Annotated in this window: 10 protein-coding genes; 7 read left to right on the top strand and 3 right to left on the bottom strand. The window is 46.9% G+C overall.

The window, feature by feature from the left end:
- Positions 1 to 13: 13 nt before the first annotated feature.
- From ABD014_RS13015 to ABD014_RS12985, 7 genes are all read left to right on the top strand, one after another.
- Positions 14 to 5,002 carry a DUF4132 domain-containing protein gene (locus ABD014_RS13015; RefSeq protein WP_343861653.1) on the top strand — a complete coding sequence of 1,663 codons (4,989 nt, stop codon included), beginning with the start codon at positions 14 to 16 and terminating at the stop codon, positions 5,000 to 5,002.
- Between the two features lie 534 nt (positions 5,003 to 5,536).
- Positions 5,537 to 6,742: an MFS transporter gene (locus tag ABD014_RS13010; RefSeq protein ID WP_343861651.1), complete on the top strand. Its 1,206-nt coding sequence runs from the start codon at positions 5,537 to 5,539 to the stop codon at positions 6,740 to 6,742.
- Between the two features lie 505 nt (positions 6,743 to 7,247).
- Positions 7,248 to 8,582 carry an SPFH domain-containing protein gene (locus tag ABD014_RS13005; protein WP_343861648.1) on the top strand — a complete coding sequence of 445 codons (1,335 nt, stop codon included), beginning with the start codon at positions 7,248 to 7,250 and terminating at the stop codon, positions 8,580 to 8,582.
- Positions 8,582 to 9,328 (top strand): hypothetical protein, encoded by a 747-nt coding sequence (locus tag ABD014_RS13000; protein WP_343861646.1) that lies wholly within the window; start codon positions 8,582 to 8,584, stop codon positions 9,326 to 9,328. Before ABD014_RS13005 ends, ABD014_RS13000 begins: the two co-directional genes overlap by 1 nt.
- 33 nt (positions 9,329 to 9,361) lie before the next feature.
- Positions 9,362 to 9,988, top strand: a complete 627-nt coding sequence (locus ABD014_RS12995) for a hypothetical protein (protein WP_343861644.1) — start codon at positions 9,362 to 9,364, stop codon at positions 9,986 to 9,988.
- Between the two features lie 168 nt (positions 9,989 to 10,156).
- Positions 10,157 to 11,254: a glycosyltransferase family 2 protein gene (locus tag ABD014_RS12990; RefSeq protein ID WP_379340291.1), complete on the top strand. Its 1,098-nt coding sequence runs from the start codon at positions 10,157 to 10,159 to the stop codon at positions 11,252 to 11,254.
- Between the two features lie 2 nt (positions 11,255 to 11,256).
- Complete coding sequence (locus ABD014_RS12985; protein ID WP_343861642.1) at positions 11,257 to 11,889, top strand: glycerol-3-phosphate acyltransferase; 633 nt, start codon at positions 11,257 to 11,259, stop codon at positions 11,887 to 11,889.
- A gap of 19 nt (positions 11,890 to 11,908) precedes the next feature.
- Here ABD014_RS12985 and ABD014_RS12980 read toward each other — a convergent pair whose 3' ends face one another.
- The 3 genes from ABD014_RS12980 to ABD014_RS12970 all read right to left on the bottom strand — a co-directional run bounded on the left by ABD014_RS12980 (position 11,909) and on the right by ABD014_RS12970 (position 15,436).
- A complete protein-coding gene (locus ABD014_RS12980) occupies positions 11,909 to 12,871 on the bottom strand; it encodes a serine hydrolase domain-containing protein (RefSeq protein ID WP_343861640.1) in 963 nt (320 codons plus the stop codon).
- A gap of 123 nt (positions 12,872 to 12,994) precedes the next feature.
- Complete coding sequence (locus ABD014_RS12975) at positions 12,995 to 14,260, bottom strand: alkaline phosphatase (RefSeq protein WP_343861638.1); 1,266 nt, start codon at positions 14,258 to 14,260, stop codon at positions 12,995 to 12,997.
- A 138-nt stretch (positions 14,261 to 14,398) separates the two neighbouring features.
- Complete coding sequence (locus tag ABD014_RS12970) at positions 14,399 to 15,436, bottom strand: asparaginase (protein WP_343861636.1); 1,038 nt, start codon at positions 15,434 to 15,436, stop codon at positions 14,399 to 14,401.
- Positions 15,437 to 15,454: the final 18 nt, after the last annotated feature.

Here is a 15,454-nt window from a genome sequence, read left to right as displayed (position 1 = left end):
ATGGAGGGAGATTATGAAGGATCTGACCCAGGAAGAACAATATTGGACAGCAATCGAAGCTAGGGTCAAGGAGACCGAGGCAGGCGGGGATACGATTGTCCGGGAATTATACAAGCTCATTCGTGAGCCTTATATTAATTCAGATAGCGATGAATATATGGCACTGTATAAGGAATTGTCCAGGCTCAGCGGCACACGGCCGGATAGCTTCTATGCTCCGCTTGAGCAAACGATGCTTGCTCTCACTGACGAGAAGACGGCAGAAATTGTGAGATACATAACCTGTCATGCGGTTGAGTATCCGTATGCCAACGGGTACTATCGGAGACCTTACAGGACACAGCGGCCAGAAGTTCATTTGAACATGATTCTTGGGAAAATCAAGGAACTCTTCGCTGCAGAATCTTTGCAGTTTTCGCTACGGCATTACCTGACTAAACCGGATTACACCATCGAGCGGATTTACTGGATCAATCGAGTGATTCCAGATTTGATAGCTTATGAACTCGATCATGGTGATGGTTGGGTAGAAGAGACGCTGAGAGAGATCATTTATGGCGATAACCAGACGGCTCTCCTTAAGCCAGAAATGATCAAGGGGATTCTGATCAGTCACCGCGAGGATGTATACACGATGGTTGGAGAGTTGCTTATCGCAGCACGGCTGCAGGAAGGACTTCGCCAATCGATTGCCGAGCAGATGGATGCGGGTACGCTACAGGCGAATTTGTATTTGCTGAAAGTTATTTTGGATCACGACCTGTTCCGGTTCAGCTCGATTGTACGTGCGCTTGGTACCTGGACCGGGATGGGGCTGGAAGCAGCAAATCAACGTGTGGCAGGTCAACTGTTACAGCAGGCTTATACCTCGCTTACTGATGAGAAGCAGCGTCAAGAGTGGCTAGTTTCCGCCAATGCCAATCATGTGTACATTAGCCTCTGGGCCTCCGCTGTTCATGAGGAAGAGGTACTTCCGGAACAGATCAAGTATTTGATGGAGAACGGAGAGCACTATCAGAAGGTAGTCGCTCAATATGTACTGGCGAACAGTCAGAACCAGGCGGTGAAGTTTGAAATTGCCCGGAACAGCTTGGATGAGAATGATCCTGAACTGCTGTATTGGATATTGCAGAACTATAGCTACGATTATGAATATGAATGGCAGGTCGGGGAGGTCCAGAACCGTCTACTGAAGGTTAAGCGAACGCCTGCATTGGAAGATAAGTCGACAAGAAAGCAAGAATACGAGCGTTTCAAAGCGATTCTTCAAGCGGTTCCGGTTAAGGAGAAATCGGGCGTATCAGCAGTGCTTGATTTTGCGGGATTCCACTATTCCTCTGATCTGGTACTGCGTAAAATGTTATATTTGACCGCTTACGATATGGACTCTGAGTGGATCGCCGAGCTAATCGACATGTCTACGCAAATGAGTCCGGATCTGAGGGGCGATTTGATCAATTATTTCGCAGGTGATTCCAGTTCTGAGAAGCAGCGGGCTTTTATTTTTGCATCCCTCTCCGATAAGAGTATGACAAATCGCGAGCATGCGCTGCGCCAAGTGAAGAAGCTGACGTTGCATGTGAACGAGCTGAAGCTAGTTGAAGACTTGCTTAAGCTAAAGACAGGATCACTGCGGCAGAATGCCATCGATATCCTCCTGCATCAACCAGGGGAATTGCTGTCTTTAAGTCTAGAACGGCTGTTGTTGGCAAAAGGTGAGTTGCAGCGACTTGCCGGACTCGAGCTATTAACGGAGCTCAGAGATGATAAGGACCGCGCCGAGCAATATGAGCAGCTAAAGTCGTTGGCGAACCGCATTACGGGTCCAACGCCAAAGGAAAGACAGCTTCTTGATAAATTGAAGCAGGACAGCGGTTTTAGCGCCGAGAACGGCTTTGGTCTTTACGATCCGCGGCAGACGGAGACTTGGCTTCTAGAGCAGCGAGACGTATCTGAGGTAGACATGAAGCAAATTTTGATGATCTCGACCGAACGCGCAAGCAAGTTTCTGCAAGGATTGGATGAATTGGTACATGAGTATCGCGATACTGAATATGAGGTTGAATATTATAGCGGACATAAAGAAGCGAAGCTCATCGGAGCCGAGCTAAGGCCTTTATCGTATAAGTATCGTATGGAGGTGCTGGAATACGATCATTTTGAGGCAGAAAGTGAACTTCAGTTGTATCCACTGGCGGAAAAGTGGCAGCAATACTATGAAGAGAGCGGATTGAGTTCTCAGGAGCTGATGGGACTTCATCTCACTCTACAGATGAAAGATCTGAAGCATACAGTATATTCATTCTACAGCCATTTTTCCGATGTTTTTGACTACGATCTAATGAGGAAGACCAAGTTTTTAGAGGGAGGACGGAGACAGTTCCTGGAGCAGCTTCTCCCGCTGGAGAGTATCTTGGAAGTATTGGAAATATTGGATGATCTGCGGTATACCCAGCAGGTAATGACGTTGGTGTCTGCTTGCTTTATCGACAGCAAGAGAGGCGACACTTATGAGCTGGCGGAAGCCGCTCTGATCAAAGTGATGACGAGCGATGTGAAACAGTTGGAGAAGCAGGATCAACCGGTGTGGCTAGTGGCAGCAGATCCTTTGTATTCCATTTTGCAGAGCCGTGTCCATGATGTGGATTCATTCCGCTCTTTCTTCCGTACGGCCATTCAATATGATCTGCGGAGAGGAGAAATGGATGCTGATCGTTATTCGATTCTTCATGTGAACCAATATTTCAGAGCATTTTTGCTGGGGTTGATCGGAGAGAACGAATTGTGCAAGGAGTTGCTTGGCAGGGATGCACGTAGTCACATGCGTGAGCTGACCTCACCACGGGATACACTGGTGAATCGACATGAGCAGCTGATCGAGCTGCGTGAACGGATCGTTTCTCGTCTGCTTGATATCGAGCTTGCCCGTGGCGATTTGTCGACAGATGCTACTATGTTCACGATGTCCTTCGAGCGGATTTATGGTATGGAGCCATTGATTCGTATACTGACGAGCTTGCGCGGCGAGACGTTTGTCCGTGGATATATTTATGGTTATGGTAACCAGACAACGAAGAAGGAGTCGCTCAGCCATCTCTTGAAGATCTGTTATCCGCGTGATGGTGAGGATGAGGAGAAGCTGGGGCAGTTGCTTCAGGGGACGGGAATTACGGAGAGGCTTCTGCTGGAAGCTGCTATGTATGCACCGCAATGGATCGAAATTGTAGCCAAGTATTTGGGCTGGGAGGGACTCCGCAGCACGGCTTGGTATTTCCATGCCCATATCAATGAGAGCTTCTCAGCGGAAAAAGAGACGATTGTTGCCCATTATTCGCCGATTACTCCGCAGGAATTTAACGATGGAGCATTTGACGTCAATTGGTTTAACGAAGCATATCGCACGATAGGTGAAGAACGCTTCCGCCAGTTATATGATTGCGCAAAGTATATTTCTGCGGGCTCTAACCACCGTCGCTCGCAATTGTTTGCCGATGCGGTGCTCGGACAATTGCGTCTCGATGACATGAAGCGATCCGTCGAGGATAAGCGGAACAAAGAGCATTTACTTGCGTACAGCTTAATTCCGTTTACGTCTAAGCGGGAGCAGGATCTACGCGAGAGATATAACTTTATTCAGGAGTTCTTGAAGCAGAGCAGGGGATTTGGAGCACAGCGGCGAGCGAGCGAAGGGACGGTTGGGCAAATTGCTCTTGGCAATCTGGCACGCAGCGCAGGATACGCCGATGTGATTCGATTGACTTGGGATATGGAAGCACGCATGCTAGAGCAATTGGCTAGTCTGTTCGAACCATACGCTTTGGATGCAGATACCCATGTGAGCCTGACGGTAGACGAAGAAGGCAAAGCCGAGTTAGAAGTGACTAGCAAAGGCAAATTGCTAAAATCGGTGCCGGCGAGGTTCAAGAAGAACGGTTATATCGAGCAGCTCAAGCAAGCCAAGACGGAGTTGACGGATCAGTACCGCCGCGCGAAGCGGGAACTGGAGCGCTCTATGGCTGAACAAAGCTATTTCCGCGCTAGTGAACTGGCGGCTTTGACGGCAAGTCCGGTGTTGCGTCCGCTGGTAGCTGCCTTGGTGTTCAAAGCGGACCAACAGCTTGGATATTTCACGGCAGCAGAGGATGGAACTTTGCGGCTGGTTGAACCGGGCGGCGATGCTTGGGTGCTTGCAGACAAGGATCAGCTGACGATCGCCCACCCGCTAGATCTATATGAGAGCGGGGAATGGAGTGAGTATCAGCGTGATTTGTTCTCCCGCGGCATCCGACAGCCGTTCAAGCAGGTATTCCGCGAGCTGTATCTCGTGAACGAGGATGAACGAGCAGGCAAGGCTGGATCGCAGCGTTATGCCGGGCACCAGGTGCAGCCGAGCAAGACGGTGGCACTGCTGCGCGGACGCGGCTGGACGGTCAGCTACGAGTCGGGTCTGCAAAAGGTACATTACCGGGAAAACATTATCGTAACGGTCTATGCAATGGCGGATTGGTTCTCGCCTGTAGACACAGAGGCGCCAACGTTGGAAGAGGTGGAGTTCCTCGACCGGAAAACGTACGAACATATTCCAATAAATCAGGTTCCGCCGATCTTGTTCTCGGAGACGATGCGGGACATCGACCTTGTCGTCAGTACGGCACATGTCGGAGGTGTCGATCCGGAGGCGAGCCTGACGACGATCGAGCTGAGGAAGGTGATCGTGGAGGAATCCTTACGCCTGCTCAAGCTGGATAAGGTGATACTAGACGGTAACTTTGCCCGTATCGAAGGCGAGCTTGGGGAATACGCTGTACATCTTGGCAGTGGCATAGCTTACAAACAAGGTACTGGGGCGTTGAACATTATTCCCGTGCATTCTCAGCATCGCGGACGTCTCTTCCTGCCGTTTATGGATGAGGACCCAAGAACGGCTGAAGTACTGTCCAAGGTAGTACTGTTGGCCGAAGACAATAAAATCAAGGATCCACAAATTTTGATGCAATTATAAAAGGGGAGCTGCCGGGCTGGTGGCATGCTCTAACGCTGCAGTATAGTAACGCTAACGAAACTGTGACACGTTATTTAGGTAAAATTGAGGCCTTTTCAAATCTAACGAAACACCATATCGCTATTTGAGCAAAACTCGGGCTTAACCCCGCTTTTTTCGACTAATAACGATACCACGTTTCGTTAGATTTTTTATGTGGCCTTTTTTGGCTAAATAACGATCTGTAGTTTCGTTAGCAATTCATCTATTGACATCACCTATTCTATTTTGCTACTATGTAACACGAAATAATTTTCCTTTAAAACGGTCCAGAGAGGCTGTAAAGGGGTACTTGATGTTATAAGGTTAATAATATCTATGTATTTACATGCCCTTTTGTCCTCTGTGCCAGAAGGGCTTTTTATTATGTTTTTTGTGTGACTCTTTTAAAGGAAGTCCCGTGAGGCTTCAAAAGAGAATGGAAAAGTTTGTGTAATCCATTCCCTCAAACATCTAAAAGAGGTTTTAACAACAAGAAAGTGGAGGAGCGTCAAAATGGATTATCGTAAGAAAACAGTAGTAGCTTCAGTTGCTGGTTTAACGTTAGAAGGGATGGACATTATGTTTATTTCCTTTGCGATGACAATGATTATTTCAGAATTTAACATTGATCTCGCAACGGGTGGACTGATTTCATCCATAACGAATATGGGTATGCTGTTAGGCGGTATTATTTTCGGAGTTTTAGCTGATAAGTATGGGCGGGTAAAAGTGTTTACGTACACCGTCTTGTTGTTTGCCATTGGAACAGCTCTAACTGGACTCGCAACGAATATTGAACAAGTTTATATTTATAGATTTATCGCTGGTCTTGGCGCAGGAGGCGAATACGGAATAGGTATGGCTCTTGTTGCCGAGGCTTGGCCGAAGAATAAGCAGGGGAGAGCTTCTTCATATGTTAGTGTAGGTGCTCAGTACGGGGTTATTTTAGCAGCATTGCTCAGTGCTATTATTCTTCCAACATTGGGGTGGAGAGCTTTATTCTTTGTTGGTGTGTTGCCTGTTATTTTCGCTATTATTGTACGTAAGAATCTTGGGGAATCACCGGAATGGCTGGCAGCTCAGAAGAATAAAAAGATAAACAACAAAGGGAAGTTAGCTCAGCTTTTTGAGACGCCTAGAACGACCATGACGACAATTTCATTGATTATTATGGCAACTGTACAAATTGCAGGCTATAATGGCTTAATGATTTGGTTACCATCGATGTTGCAGAAATCTCAAGGTTTATCGGTTTCAAGCTCCGCTTTATGGACGATTAGTACAGCGGTTGGCATGATCATTGGGATGCTTGCGTTTGGCCGATTTATGGATCGATTTGGCGCAAAGCGTACTTTTGGTATATTTTTGCTTGCATCAGCATGTGCTGTGTTTTTATACTCTTACGCAACTGGAAGTATCGCCATTTTACTTGGTGGCGCGATTGTCGGCTTTTTCTCGAACGGCATGTTTGCCGGATATGGAGCTTTAATTGGTAATTTTTATCCTGTGCAAATTCGAAGTACGGCGACAAATACGATTTTTAACTTCGGTAGAGCTATAGGAGGGTTTTCACCAATCTTTGTTGGCTATATTCTTCAAAGCTATGACATGACGGTCGTAATGATCTACTTAGCTGCTTTATACTGCATTTCCTTCATTGTGATGTTAACTTTAAAAAATGGCTCAAACCAGGCTTTACAACCGATTGAAGTAGAGTAATTGAGCATTTTGAAGTTCTTATAGTAGCCCGCTAACGAAACTGTGACACGCTATTTGGGTAAATTTGAGGCCTCAAGAGTTCTAACGAAACACCATATCGCTATTTGGGCGTAAACGGGGAGTAATCCTGCTTTTTCCACAAAATAGCGATACCCAGTTTCGTTAGAATTTTGTGAGGCCTCTTTTTGGTTAAATAACGATATGTAGTTTCGTTAGAGAATGAGGAGAGTCATTTGCCATATCTGTGTTCAGCAACAGATCTAAAAAGACAAAAAAACCGCCTCGATCATCAATATCGAAGCGGCATCTACCTTATGGCCAATTTACATAATTGTAACGCGCTGTTATGAGTTTTGCAACTTTTGCTATGATATATCTCAATAGGGTGACAGATCAACTTGGCAGTGACTTTTAGATTAGTCCTTTTGTTATATAGCAGGAGGAAATAGATGGCATCTGGTAGAATACATAATTAAATAAATATATTGATAAGTGGGGAAAGAGAATGGCACTAATTGATGTAATCAAGTATGATGGCTCCCCGGACGTTCTCGTATGGAAGCATCCCGAGACAGAATTAGGGACATGGACCCAACTAATTGTGAATCAATCCCAGGAAGCGATTCTGTTCAAGGATGGCAGAGCGCTTGATTTATACGGCCCTGGTCGTCATACGTTAAGTACGGCAAACATACCGATATTGAACAATATCATCAATTTGCCGTTTGGAGGAAAATCTCCGTTTTCGGCTGAAGTTTGGTATATCAACAAGGTAAGTTCGTTGGATGTGAAGTGGGGAACGTCCAGCCCGATTCAATTACAGGATCCTAAGTATAATATTATTGTTCCTGTTAGGGCTTTTGGACAGTTGGGCATTGAAATCGAGGATTCGCGCAAATTCCTGACCAAATTGGTAGGAACACTACGCGGATTTACCCAAAATACGTTGGTCGAGTACTTCCGCGGCTTAATAGGAATGAACATTAACTCACTAATTACTTCGTACCTTGTACATAAAAAAATCAGCGTGCTGGAGATCAATGCATTTACTAGTGAAATGTCAGATCATTTCAAAAGTTCTGTAGCCTCTGCTATGGAAGAGTACGGGATTAATGTCTTAAATCTATACGTCCAGAGCGTGAATCTTCCGGAGTCGGATCCTTCTGTGAAGCGTTTGAGAGATGCGTTGGCACGCAAAGCGGAAATGGACATCCTCGGATACAATTATCAGCAGGAGCGGACCTTTGATACGTTAGAGGGAGCCGCCAAAAATGAAGGAAGCGTGCAGGCCGGAATTATGGGGACCGGACTTGGCTTTGGAATGGGAGCAGGCATTGGCGGCTCGATAGGAAATGCGATGTCCGAGCTTGCAGGAGCTATGAATACAAAAGCGACAAACAAGCAAGCCGCCTACCGTATTTGTTCGAATTGCCAGCATGCTAACGAGGAGAATTCGGCTTTTTGCAGCAGCTGTGGCCAGCCGTTAGCGGAGAATATACAGCATGCTGCGGCTAAGGAAACCGTCGCAAACTGCAACGTTTGCGGCTCTCCGATTCAGAAGGATTCCAAGTTTTGCCCGAACTGTGGTGATAAATACTTTGCATGCCCAAGATGCGGTACGGATAATCCTGAGAATAGCCTGGAATGTGTAAAATGCAAGGAACCGCTGCCTCGTCGTTGTCCAAAGTGCAGCGAATTAGTGCCGGGCAGCAGTAAATTCTGTGGTAATTGCGGTACGGAGGTTGTTCTAAGATGCAATAGCTGCGGGCATGAAGTGGGGCCAAATCAAAAATTCTGTTTGGAATGCGGGGCCGGCCTGTTGGAAGGGGGCAACGATTAGTGGCAACCCATCGGTTACCTTTAGGAAAGATCGTATTATTCGGTTTATATCTGGTATCAGTCTTTTCAACGCTAATCTCATTTTTGGCGCTATATACGGGCTTTGTGATGACGATTTCCTTCTGGATTTCACTGATCTCTGTGCTATTGGCGGAAACCGTCCTGTGGCGATATGCGGATTTTTGGTTCGGTAATGTCGATACCATTAAAAGAATGATTCCCGGATATCTGGCTCTTGGTACCATTATTGTTGCTTATTTCGTGGCAGTACTTATTTTTTCCTTTTTTACCGGATTTGCTGATTTAGCTCTACGTTGGTTCATCCTCTTGCATGTATTGACCTTTGCCACGGCGGTCATTCTTGGCGGGCTGCTTATCTTGTTCCTAAGATCAGCTATCGATCGCGAAGAAGAGACGAGCACAAACATTATCAATTTGCATGCTATTGAAATGGCGTTAAATGAATTACACGAAAAAATTCGTTCCGTAGATAGTCCGTACAGTCATGAGATTGAGTCTGTTATGATCAAGCTGATCGACAAGGTTCATTACAGCGATCCGGTTACACCACATTCACTTACATACATGGATCAATCATTGTATCATCAGATTCATTCCCTAATAGAGCAGGTAACGCTGATGTTCTCCGGCGATCAAGAGTTATCATTTGAGGTTATTCTGCAAAGCTTAAATGAATTCTCCGGTACGCTTGCCAGACGTAATAGTCAGTTACTCATATCGAAATAGTCTATTAATGATTTAGGTTTAGGAGGTTAAGCAGTGAAGAAATTCTCTGGTGTCTTGCTTATGATTTTGTCAATAGGCTTGCTGCTTTTTGGAATCGTCGGGTTTTTTGGAGGTTTAGCTGCTTCTGAAGTGGCGATTAGCATATTTGCTCTTATTCTATTAATTGTACCAGGCGTTCTGTTGTTGGTTATGAGTATCAGGATGGTTGATGCCAAGAAGCAGTCCCCGATTAATATGGCAGGCTATCCTCAAGGTAGACCGGCAAATCCTGGTAATTATAATAGGATGCCGAATGATGGACCGTATGGAATTCCTAATCCAAACCAACCGGGCCCCTCTACGCAGGGGACGGTTAATAGAGGTTTTGACCCGCTCGATGCCAGATCGGTAAATGATTATGTACAGGAGCAGATCAAACAAGCAAGCAATCAGGGGGGGAGAACGGTTACCACCAGTTATGTATATACATCATCAACGGAGAATGGCAATCCAGTTAACGCTTTTCCGGGAGGTGCTTCTTCAGTAGCAGGTGGGGCTCCTAAAGCACCTGTATCCGTCGAGTGTCCGGGATGCGGAGCCGTAGCTACGGTTCCACCGGATCGGTCGGTAAAGTGCGATTTCTGCGGTGCTGTAGTACCATATAAAGAGGCAACGACTTAGTTTTTAATATGATTGCAGACGATAAGCCATGGAGCAGCTCACTATATCTTTACAGGTGAGGGGTTCGTGGCTTATTTGTAGATACTTCTAGCATCGATAACTGTCATGTCGCGTATACATAACTAATCTTGTTCAAGCAGTAGTTCCTTTCTGATTGGGGGGATCGATTTGGTGATAGCCGTTTGTGTTGTTGTCGTCTTGGGGTGTATTTCAGGGTTTGTGCTGTTTCGAAAAAACACAGTGCCGGAAAGTACAGAAACCTATATACGAGATGAACGGATTTCCGTCATTATCCCGGCCAGAAATGAGGAAGCGAACTTGCCGCATATTCTCAGCTCCCTACTGCAACAGAGCTATCAACCGGATGAGATTATTGTTGTGGATGATGGTTCGGAGGACCGAACTCGAGAAATTGCAGTTAGTTTCGGCGTGAAGGTGGTCGATAATCCGGAGCTGCCTGTGGGGTGGACGGGGAAGACCTGGGCCGTATGGAACGGCTTCCTGCACAGTTCCGGTGAATTGATCGTTTTCCTGGATGCGGATATTCGGCTGGCTCCCCAGGCGCTTGAGAAGTTGCTTGGAATACGCCGCAAATCCGGCGGAGTTATCTCCGTCGTTCCGTATCATTATACGGAGAAATGCTACGAGCGACTAGCAATGATCACGAATGTTCTCGGCGTGTTCGCCTTCACGTCTCCTTTTGAACGCAAAAGCAAACAAACAGGGCTATACGGTTCCTGTATCATTACGAGCAGAGCGGATTATGAAGCGGTTCAGGGGCATGATGGGATCAAGTCGGAGATTTTGGACGATTTGAATTTAGGGGCAAGGTATCGGGCGGCGGGAATTCCGGTGACCAATTTCCTGGGGCATGATCTTGTCTCCTTCAGAATGTATCCGGGCGGGATCAAAAGTGAGTTACAGGGTTTTGGAAAAGGGGCTGTTCTCAGCACCGCCAATTTGGCTGCACCGACAACCGTATTGGTTGCGTTATGGCTCATCGGGCTCATCGTATCAGAGAGCTTCCTGTTTCTCTGGGGTAACGATTCGTGGCTTTTGGCTGCCCTGGCCGGCTATGTAATATATACGCTGCAAATTTTTTGCTTGATTCAGTACGTAGGGAAGTTCGGCAAGCTTATGCCGTTAATTCATATTTTATCAACATTGTTCTTTCTTGTTGTGCTGCTGTATTCCGCCTATCAGGTTGTATTTATTGGGGCTGTGTCGTGGAAAGGCAGGGCAATCCAGGTGAGGGGCAGGTCCTAGCAATGATCATCTTGTTGACCGTTACGGCCTTTCTGTCTGGCTCGCTGATGTTCTCTTATTGGCTAGGTAGGGGAGCCAGCAAAGATATACGAAGAGAAGGGGACGGTAATCCGGGCGCCTTCAATTTATGGCAAGCGGCGGGATATAGGCTCGGGCTGCTGGGCGTTGTGCTCGATTTTGCCAAAGGGTATGTTCCGTTACTCTTGATGCTGCAGTTCGGGTTAATTCAAGGCTATGAACCGGTCTATGTCGCTCCTGCTTTTATTATGGGGCATGTGTTCTCGCCATTTCTAAAATTCAAGGGTGGCAAAGCGATAGCCGTGACCTTTGGGGTGTGGAGTGCACTGACCTGGTTTGAGGGAGCTCTGGCATATGCACTCGTATTGGCTTTAATGAAGCTCTGCTTTAGATGGCTACCAAGCCGCAGGACAGATCCAAGGAACGCAGATGGTTTCCAGGTGGTTGCTGGATTTCTTATATTACCGATCTATATTGGGCTAATCCATTTTACAATGCCTTTGTTATATATCTGGGTGATTAACTTTGCTATTTTACTTTATACGAACCGGAAAGCCTGGATAGCCTTTCTCAAAAGCAGTTCTGCTGATCGAACTACGCATAGTCAGGGGCACTAGGGTGATCAGTAGGGAAGCGTTATTCGATGAACAACGGTAAGATATATTCACGAAAAATATCCAGCTGTTCCTTCTTCTTGCGATTGTCATGCGTCTGTACAACCACGGTTTCAAGGCTGGGGATGATATGGATGAATTGCCCCCCGAAGCCACGTGCATAGTAGTAATCAATCGAAGACAATGAATCCGCCCACCAGTGCCAGCCATAAAACCCACGACGCGGCGCCTCGGCAGGAAGAGCAGGCTTGACGGATCGGGCGATGAGCTCCGACGAGATGATCTGCTGATTCTCCCAGATTCCCTGCTGCAAATAGAGTTGTCCGAACTTTAACATATCAGCAGGTCGAAGCCATAATCCGAAGCCGCCGGTGTGGAAGCCTTGAGGGTCGGTCTCCCATTTATAGGACTCAATCCCGAGCGGACCGAATAGATGCTTCTCAGCAAATTCGGCAACGGACAAGCCGGTCGCTTGTACTAGAATAGCGGACAATAGCTGTGAGACTCCGGAATTATACTCCATTCTTGCCCCGGGCAGATCAGAGAGAGGTTGATTCAGCACGAAATCGATCCAATCCGGCGTCCTGGTCATTTTCGGAAAAGAATTTTGCCCGCCAAACTCTGTCCAATCAAATCCAGCAGACATCGTTAATAGATGATCAATCGTGATATCGAGCTTACGAGCATCTGAAATTTTGCCGGCGGCGGATTGCTTGTCCGTCTGGATGCCGTCAAACTTCGCCTTGACGACAAGCTCGGGAAAGTATTTCGAGATCGCAGTTTCTGGAGGAGGAACAGCCCCCTGATCCATGGCGATGCACATTAGAGCGGATACAATGCTCTTGGTGCAGGAATTGATCTTGGCGATTTGGCCTGGGATGTTCGTGTCTTTGTAATATTCGAATATAAGCTGCCCCTGCTTACTAATTAGACAGCTTCTTAGCTTCAGCTCTGCAAGGGAGGCTGGCAGTGATGCAAGATTCATGGCGCTTTCATCCTTTGATTAAAATATATGTACATATCACATTATGGCCTAAATAAGCATAAAAAACAGCCCTTAGCGTCATTCAAGTGACGAAAGGGCTGTTTGTCGTAAGTCTAATAAAAGTTATTTCTTCACTTTTAGTCCGAGAGCCTGCATCAGCTTGGTGAATACTTCTGTATTCTCGTAGATTCCAGAGAATAGTTCGGCATTTTTACCTGTTGCCGTCAATGGGATATCTACAGCAGTATGTCCGGATGTCGTCCAGTCTACAACGAAGTTATGCTTCGATTTAGCGATAGCGAAAGGTCCGTCCTCTTGAGAAATGCCATCTCCGGATTCGTCTTCACTGTCCACAGGTTCGATCGAGAAGCCGCCAGTCTCATGGTCGGCCAGTACTAATACGAGCGTATCAGGATTTTTCTTAGCGAAATCTTTAGCGACCTTAACGGCTTTATCGAGCTCTTGGCCAGATTTGATCGTCATTTTTGCATTGTTAGCGTGGGCAAATTCATCCGTGCCTTCCTCTTCGACCATCAGGAAGAACCCCTTCTTGTTGGTGGAGAGGGTATCTAGCGCTTTCTTCGTCATATCAGGCAGGGAGACGACCGGATTGTAAATATCGCCTTCGCCTTCTGGATTTTGCTGGAACATTTCCTCATTGGCGAACAAGCCGAGCAGCTTACCGCTCTTCGCTTTTTGCAGTTCCTCTTTGCTAGATACATAAGTATAACCTAATTGCTTAGCTTTATTAACAAGGTTGCCTTGAGTTCCTTTGCTCTTCTCAGAAGGATCTTCAGCTGGCTCATCCTTGAACTTACCCGGTTCTCCGGCAGGGTACCAGAAGTCTTCGCCGCCACCAAGAATTACGTCGATCTTGCTCTCGGTTATGAACTGCAGAGCGATATCGCTCTGCTTGGATCGGTCCTCCACATGTGCGCCAAAGGCAGCGCCTGTTGCGTCCGTCACTTGACTGGTCGTCACGACGCCAGTCGATTTCCCGGCTTCCTTGGCATATTCCATAATCGTCTTAACTTTCTTCTTGTCCGCATTCATGCCGATCGCGCCATTGTATGTCTTAACGCCGCTAGCATAGGCGGTTGCGGCTGCGGCAGAATCTGTTACCGGAACGGTGGAGCTTGTATGAACTAGACCAGTATAAGGCATATCATCCATTGCCAGCTTACCCTCAAGGCCAACGGTTGCTAGTCGGATAGCATTGCGCTGGGCCGTGCCCATTCCATCTCCAACGAATAGAATTACATTCTTTGTAAGCGGGGATGCGGCATCTGCACGACTTACTATTTGCGAGGAGATCGCACTGGAGACGAGAATAGCTGCAGCGGCAGCCGCAACAATGGTTTGTTTCAATTTGGTCTTATGTGGCTTCATAATTTCCCTCCTTAGTTATGTTCTACAAGTTAATAGTAGGAGACTTACGTTAAGAGAGTGTTTTCGCAATTAACAGTTTATGTAAATGAATAAAGACAGCCCAACGAATCAGGGCTGTCTTTGTGAATCATATCCAAATTAATATTCATTAAACATGGCTGCAATTTCGTGATACTCTGTCGTCTGAGTCAACGCAAGAGAGAGGAGAATCCGGGCCTTCTGTGGAACGAGACTATTGCATGGAATGGAATTGGCCGACAAGTCAATATATGCATCCTTGAGAGTAATGCCGCTGGAAATGCGCGAGCAGCGTACTACTGGGATATTGTTGTTCTTGAGTGCCCGAACCCGGTCGATCCACGGTTTGCTGTAAATGCCTCCGCCAGCGCCAGCGATGATGATCCCCTTGGAGATTGTAGCCAAATAATCTAAAATCCCAGGGTCTGCATCAACGTGGAAATAAGCGACGGAGACCGTTGGAAGTTCAGATATTTGCGAAATATCAAATTGAGCATCCGTTGTGTGCTTCTTCAGCGAGCGGGTATAGAAGAAGGCTTGATGGTCCCGCATATAACCAAGGCAGCCGAAGTCCCGTTCGTCAAAGGCATTGGCCTTGAAGGTGTTCACCTTTTGAACATCTCTGCCACTGTAGATCCCTTCAGCAAATACCACCATTACGCCTTGGCCGATCGCTTCTGGATTCGCAGCCAGTGCAACGGACTGGAACAGGTTCAGCGGGCCGTCCGCGCTAATCGCGGTAGCCGGGCGCATGGAACCGGTAATAATGACGGGTTTGTCAGTCTTGACGACAAGATTCAGGAAGTATGAAGTCTCATCAAGCGTATCCGTCCCGTGAGTGATGACAAAGCCGTGAACATCTTCTCTTTGGGCCAGATCATTGATGATGGTGGCCAAGATCAACCAGTGCGAGCCAGTAATGTCAGCGCTGCACAGATTGCTAATCTGTAAGCCGCTGCAATTCGCGATCTCATTCAAATGCGGCACACTATCCAGAAGATGTTCTATAGGCAGTGAACCTGGCTCGTAGTTCAATGTTTTATGCGCTTCTCCGCTGCCGGCAATGGTCCCGCCGGTGGCTAGAACGACAACATTTTTTAGCTCAGGATTATAACAAGGCAAAGCTTCAAACTTTACGGAATAATCAGGTATTATCATGTGCGAGTTCCTTTCCAG

This window comes from Paenibacillus motobuensis (genome assembly GCF_039521865.1).
In the GTDB taxonomy this organism is placed as follows: domain Bacteria; phylum Bacillota; class Bacilli; order Paenibacillales; family Paenibacillaceae; genus Fontibacillus; species Fontibacillus motobuensis.
This window is presented reverse-complemented; position numbering and strand designations above follow the sequence as displayed.

Bases quoted from the DNA above. Each gene is read 5' to 3' on its own strand.
- ABD014_RS13015 (WP_343861653.1), top strand. From the start codon at position 14: ATGAAGGATCTGACCCAGGAAGAACAATATTGGACAGCAATCGAAGCT.
- ABD014_RS13010 (WP_343861651.1), top strand. From the start codon at position 5,537: ATGGATTATCGTAAGAAAACAGTAGTAGCTTCAGTTGCTGGTTTAACG.
- ABD014_RS13005 (WP_343861648.1), top strand. From the start codon at position 7,248: ATGGCACTAATTGATGTAATCAAGTATGATGGCTCCCCGGACGTTCTC.
- ABD014_RS12985 (WP_343861642.1), top strand. From the start codon at position 11,257: ATGATCATCTTGTTGACCGTTACGGCCTTTCTGTCTGGCTCGCTGATG.
- ABD014_RS12980 (WP_343861640.1), bottom strand. From the start codon at position 12,871: ATGAATCTTGCATCACTGCCAGCCTCCCTTGCAGAGCTGAAGCTAAGA.
- ABD014_RS12975 (WP_343861638.1), bottom strand. From the start codon at position 14,260: ATGAAGCCACATAAGACCAAATTGAAACAAACCATTGTTGCGGCTGCC.
- ABD014_RS12970 (WP_343861636.1), bottom strand. From the start codon at position 15,436: ATGATAATACCTGATTATTCCGTAAAGTTTGAAGCTTTGCCTTGTTAT.